Here is a 5,019-nt window from a genome sequence, read left to right as displayed (position 1 = left end):
AGATCTACAACTATCCGGCTCTGGCGGTCACAGCGCGGGGATGTGCGGCGATCGCCGAGCCGCAGCAGACCCGAGAGTTCTTTCGGCAGGGGCAGACCTACTATCGGTCGCGCGGAATCGAGGGTGTGCGGGCCCGCGACATCGTCACCGAGGCCGAGGTGCCGGGTATCTGGGTCGGGCATCTTCTTCTCGAGAACCTCGACTCCGACGGTTCGCCGGTGGGAACCGAGCGCAATGCCTATCAGGTGGTGACGTTGGACGACGGCACGCGCCGGATCGCGGTGACGACGCCGCTCGATGCCTAGAGCTGGGCGGAGCCGCATCGGTACTGTGGGTGAGAACGGTTTTTCTTTCTCAGGTAGGGATAACAGATGGCTTTGGGCTCCGACCGATTCTGGCGTGTACTCGGCCGATCCGCACAGAAGGCGCAGAGCACCTCGCGTCGAAGCGTCGACCGGGCCCAGGAGCACGCGGAGTGGGCAGCCGCCCTGAGCGAGAGTGAATTGGCGACCGAGGCGGCCGCGCTGCGTGTCGACGCCGCCGAGCGTCTCGACGTTCCGCGGTATCTGGCGCTGACGCGCGAGGCGAGTGAGCGTGCGCTGAAGCTACGGCCCTTCGACGTGCAGCTGCACGGTGCCGTGCGGTTGCTCGCCGGTGACGTGGTGGAAATGGCAACCGGCGAGGGCAAGACGTTGGCCGGCGCGATCGCTGCCGTCGGATACGTGTTGTCCGGACGCGCGGTGCACGTCATCTCGGTCAACGACTTTCTCGCGCAACGCGACGCGCAGTGGATGCAACCGCTGTTCGAGTCCCTCGGTATCACCGTCGGTTCCATCGGCGAGTCCTCGACTGCCCAGGAGCGGCGCACCGCCTACGCCTGCGACATCACCTATGCCTCGGTCAACGAAATTGGTTTCGATGTTCTGCGTGATCATCTGGTGAACGACCGCGACGATCTGGTCGCGCCCGTGCCGGACGTTGCCCTGATCGACGAGGCCGATTCCGTGCTGGTCGACGAGGCGCTCGTTCCGCTGGTGTTGGCCGGTTCGGTCTCCGGTGACGTCTCGACTTCGACGGTCATGGATGCAGTCCGGTTGTTGGACAAGGGCGTTCATTTCGACACCGATGCCGAAGGACGCAACGTGTTCCTCACCGACGAGGGCGCGTTGCGGATGGAGAAGGAACTGGGCGGAATCGACCTGTACTCCGAGCAGCACGTAGGGACGACGTTGGTTGCGGTCAACGTGGCCCTGCACGCCCAGGTGCTGGTCCAGCGCGACGTCGATTACATCGTTCGTGACGGACGCGTGCAGCTGATCAACGCCTCACGTGGCCGAGTGGCCGAACTGCAGCGCTGGCCGGACGGGTTGCAGGCCGCGGTCGAGATCAAGGAAGAGCTCGCCCCCACCGAGACCGGTGAGATTCTCGACACGATCACCGTGCAGGCGTTGATCAACCGGTACGCAACGGTGTGCGGTATGACCGGTACGGCCATGGCGGCGGGGGAGCAGCTTCGCACGTTCTACAGCCTCGGTGTCTCGGTCATCGCCCCCAATGTGCCGACGGTGCGCGTCGACGAGGACGACCGTGTGTACGACACGATCGAGCACAAGAACGCTGCAATTGCATTGCAGGTGAAAGAGATTCACGAGACCGGTCAGCCGATTCTCATCGGTACCCACGATGTCGCCGAGTCCGAGGCGCTGGCCGAGACGCTCACCGCCTCGGGCGTCGACGTGGTGGTACTCAACGCCAAGAACGACGCCGAGGAAGCGGCGGTCATCGCCGCGGCGGGTGTGCACGGCGCAGTGACGGTATCGACGCAGATCGCCGGGCGCGGAACCGACATCAAGCTCTGTGGTCCCGAGGGCACCGATCGCGAACGTATTGCCGAGCTCGGCGGACTGTTCGTTCTCGGTACCGGTCGCCACACCACCGAGCGTCTCGACAATCAGCTCCGCGGACGTGCAGGCAGGCAGGGAGATCCAGGGCGCTCGCTGTTCTTCGGCAGTTGGGAGGACGACGTCGTCAAGAACAACATCGGCGACAAGGATGCACCGAAGGACACCGACGAGAGCGGAATGTTCACTTCCTCGGCTGCGGCCGACCGCGTCGATCATGCACAGCGCATCGCCGAGGGTCAGATGCTCGAGATACATTCGCGTACCTGGCGTTACAACCAGCTGACGGCTCAGCACCGTGAGATCCTGGACCGCCGCCGGGCCACGTTGCTCGACACCGACGAGGCGTTGACGCTACTCGAGCAGCACGCGCCTGCGCGCTCGAAGGAGTTGCGCGAGAACGTGTCCGAGGAGACTCTGGTCGAGGTCGCCCGTCAGATCGTTCTGTACCACCTCGATCGGTCGTGGTCGGACTATCTCGCGCACCTCGCCGACGTGCGCGAGAGTATTCACCTGCGCGCACTGGGTCGGGAGAATCCGTTGGACGCGTACCACCGGATCGCTGTCGAGGCGTTCAAGACGGTGTCCTCCAAGGCGATGGATCTCTCGCACGCTACGTTCGAGTCGGCCGAGATCACCTCGGACGGAATCGATCTGGACGAAGCGGGCTTGCGACGCCCGACGTCGACCTGGACGTACATGGTGCACGACAACCCGTTCGCGTCCCGCGGAAATGCCGGTGCGGCCGGTCTGGGGCCGATCTTCGGTGGCTGACGCGCGGCGCGCGCTGGTCGCTCTCGCGTTGGGTGCGAGTGCGGTGGCCTCCGGGTGCACCGACTCGTACGGTGAATTCCCGGCAGGCAAGACGTACTCGTCGGTCGAGGCACCCGACTCCTACACGCCGGTCGCCGGAACGACGGTCAGGCTCGAGTTCGTCGACGACCGAATCTCGGCCGAGGCCGGGTGCAACAGGTTGTTCGGCACCGTGGACACCTCGCAGGGCAGGATCACCATCGACTCTCTCGGGTCGACGCGGATGGCCTGCCCGGAGGCGTTGATGGAGCAGGACCGGTGGCTGTCGGAGTTCCTGACCTCCACTCCGCGGTGGTCTCGGGACGACGGAACCATGACTTTGGACAACGGGAACGGGCGGATCGTCTTCGCCGAATTCTGATCGACTAGTGGCGGATGCGGTCCGCCGCGGTGTGCCGTACTCCGTCGAGGAAGAGCTTCAGTCCGAAATCGAATCTGCTCGTCGGGTCGGGTTCTTCGAACAGCGGTGACGCGTCGGGCGTGAGGGCTCCGACGGAGTCCATCTGTAGGCGCGCCTGCTCGTCCACGGTCTGCCCCAGGATGTAGTACAGCAACGTGTCGGCGGTGAGTTCCGCGTCGCGTCGCGGCAGTCCCGCTCGAATGCACACGGCGGCAATGCGTTCGCGAATGTGGTTGGTGGTCAGCCTCGACGCGTAGGTCGCGGCCACCAATTCGGCACCGTCGCGTCGGGAGAGAAGGGCGTCGCGCAGTCGGTGGGCGATCTGCCCGATCTGTGCGTCCCACGAATCTTCGGTGGACGGCGCATCGGCACCGGAGAGCATGTGATCGGCGATGGCACCGAGCAGCGTCTGCTTGTTGGGGAAGTGCCAGTACAGCGCGCCGGGTTGCACGTGCAGCGACGTAGCCAGACGCCGCATCGTCAGGTCTGCCAGGCCGTACTCGTCGAGAATGGCGATCGCGCCGTCCAGGACGTCCTGCCTGTTCAGTTGCACTGCTGCCCCCAAGTCGTTCGACGCATCTTCGCTTTGACAGTAGCCGAGCCCGGCGCCTAACGTGAACGCCGTTCAACTTGAACGGTGTTCAATGATGATGCCGTTCGACTACGAGGGGACCCGGAATGGACATTTTGCGCACGGCGCGTACTCAGGTGCTCGGCGACGGCATCGCGCTCGATCGATCTCAGGTTCTCGAGGTTCTCGAGCTCGGCGACGACCGTCTCGAGGAGACGATGCTGTTGGCCCACGAGGTGCGGATGAAGTGGTGCGGGCCCGAGGTCGAGGTGGAAGGAATCATCAGCCTCAAGACCGGTGGGTGTCCCGAGGATTGTCACTTCTGTTCGCAGTCCGGACTTTTCGCTTCCCCGGTTCGTGCTGCGTGGCTCGACATTCCGTCGCTGGTGGAAGCTGCGAAGCAGACCGCGAAGACCGGAGCCACGGAATTCTGCATCGTCGCGGCGGTGCGCGGCCCCGACGCTCGGCTGCTCGCGCAGGTCGCCGCCGGTATCGAAGCCATCCGGAACGAAGTCGAGATCGATATCGCGTGCTCGCTCGGCATGCTCGACCAGGACCAGGTCGATCAGCTCGCGGCGATGGGCGTGCATCGGTACAACCACAATCTCGAGACCTCTCGCTCGTATTTCCCGAACGTGGTGACCACTCACACCTGGGAGGAGCGGTGGAATACCCTGCGCATGGTGCGGGAGGCCGGCATGGAGGTGTGCTGCGGCGGAATTCTCGGTATGGGCGAGACGCTCGCGCAGCGGGCCGAATTCGCCGCCGATCTCACTGCTCTCGAACCCGACGAGGTGCCCCTGAACTTCCTCAACCCCAGGCCTGGAACGCCGTTCGGAGATCTCGATGTGCTGCCGGCATCCGATGCTCTGCGCGCCGTCGCCGCGTTTCGTCTCGCTCTGCCACGCACGATTCTGCGATTTGCAGGCGGACGCGAGATCACCCTCGGCGACCTCGGTGCCAAGCAAGGAATTCTCGGCGGGATCAACGCCGTCATCGTCGGCAACTACCTGACGACACTCGGCCGCCCGGCAGAGCAGGATCTCGATCTTCTCGGCGAGCTGCAGATGCCGATCAAAGCGCTGAACTCGACGATCTGATGGGCGTATTAGGGTGGGTCGAATGACGAGCGAGACCCACTACGACCCGTACACCGGTCGGCCTGTCGACGCCGGAGCCGAGGTGAGTGCGGGTTCGTTGTCGGTCGCCGTCCGACTCGGTTTGGAGCCGCCGCGGTTCTGCGCAGAATGCGGTCGCCGCATGGTGGTGCAGATCGTCCCCGACGGGTGGACGTCGCTGTGCTCGCGTCACGGCCTCGTCGATTCGGCCGCGAC

6 protein-coding genes are annotated in these 5,019 nt (G+C 64.7%); 5 read left to right on the top strand and 1 reads right to left on the bottom strand.

All coding sequences use genetic code 11. From position 1 onward, the window contains the following. The 3 genes from A2J02_RS28385 to A2J02_RS20095 all read left to right on the top strand — a co-directional run. On the top strand, positions 1-305 hold a 305-nt coding region (locus A2J02_RS28385), incomplete at its 5' end, for a hypothetical protein (RefSeq protein WP_068052696.1). Between the two features lie 66 nt (positions 306-371). After that, on the top strand, positions 372-2,675 hold the full coding sequence (gene secA2, locus A2J02_RS20100) for an accessory Sec system translocase SecA2 (protein WP_068052692.1): 2,304 nt from the start codon (positions 372-374) through the stop codon (positions 2,673-2,675). Next, on the top strand, positions 2,668-3,075 hold the full coding sequence (locus A2J02_RS20095; protein ID WP_068052689.1) for an META domain-containing protein: 408 nt from the start codon (positions 2,668-2,670) through the stop codon (positions 3,073-3,075). The genes secA2 and A2J02_RS20095 overlap by 8 nt, the downstream gene beginning before the upstream one ends. Positions 3,076-3,079: 4 nt before the next feature. Here the strand turns inward: A2J02_RS20095 and A2J02_RS20090 are convergent, their stop codons facing one another. Then, complete coding sequence (locus A2J02_RS20090; protein WP_068052686.1) at positions 3,080-3,667, bottom strand: TetR/AcrR family transcriptional regulator C-terminal domain-containing protein; 588 nt, start codon at positions 3,665-3,667, stop codon at positions 3,080-3,082. A gap of 125 nt (positions 3,668-3,792) precedes the next feature. On the opposite strand from A2J02_RS20090, the gene bioB reads away from it, so the two are divergent. Together bioB and bsaP are read left to right on the top strand one after the other, a co-directional pair. Continuing rightward, positions 3,793-4,785, top strand: coding sequence for a biotin synthase BioB (bioB, locus tag A2J02_RS20085; protein WP_068052684.1), 993 nt, complete (start codon positions 3,793-3,795; stop codon positions 4,783-4,785). A 22-nt stretch (positions 4,786-4,807) separates the two neighbouring features. After that, a partial coding sequence (gene bsaP, locus A2J02_RS20080) for a biotin synthase auxiliary protein BsaP (protein ID WP_068052699.1) occupies positions 4,808-5,019 on the top strand: 212 nt, incomplete at its 3' end.

Origin of the sequence: Rhodococcus sp. EPR-147 (genome assembly GCF_001647185.1) — a bacterium.
Taxonomy (GTDB): Bacteria; Actinomycetota; Actinomycetes; order Mycobacteriales; family Mycobacteriaceae; genus Rhodococcoides.
The sequence above is the reverse complement of the archived record's forward strand: the minus strand, read 5'-3'. Positions and strand labels throughout refer to the sequence as shown.

Bases quoted from the DNA above. Each gene is read 5' to 3' on its own strand.
- secA2 (WP_068052692.1), top strand. From the start codon at position 372: ATGGCTTTGGGCTCCGACCGATTCTGGCGTGTACTCGGCCGATCCGCA.
- bioB (WP_068052684.1), top strand. From the start codon at position 3,793: ATGGACATTTTGCGCACGGCGCGTACTCAGGTGCTCGGCGACGGCATC.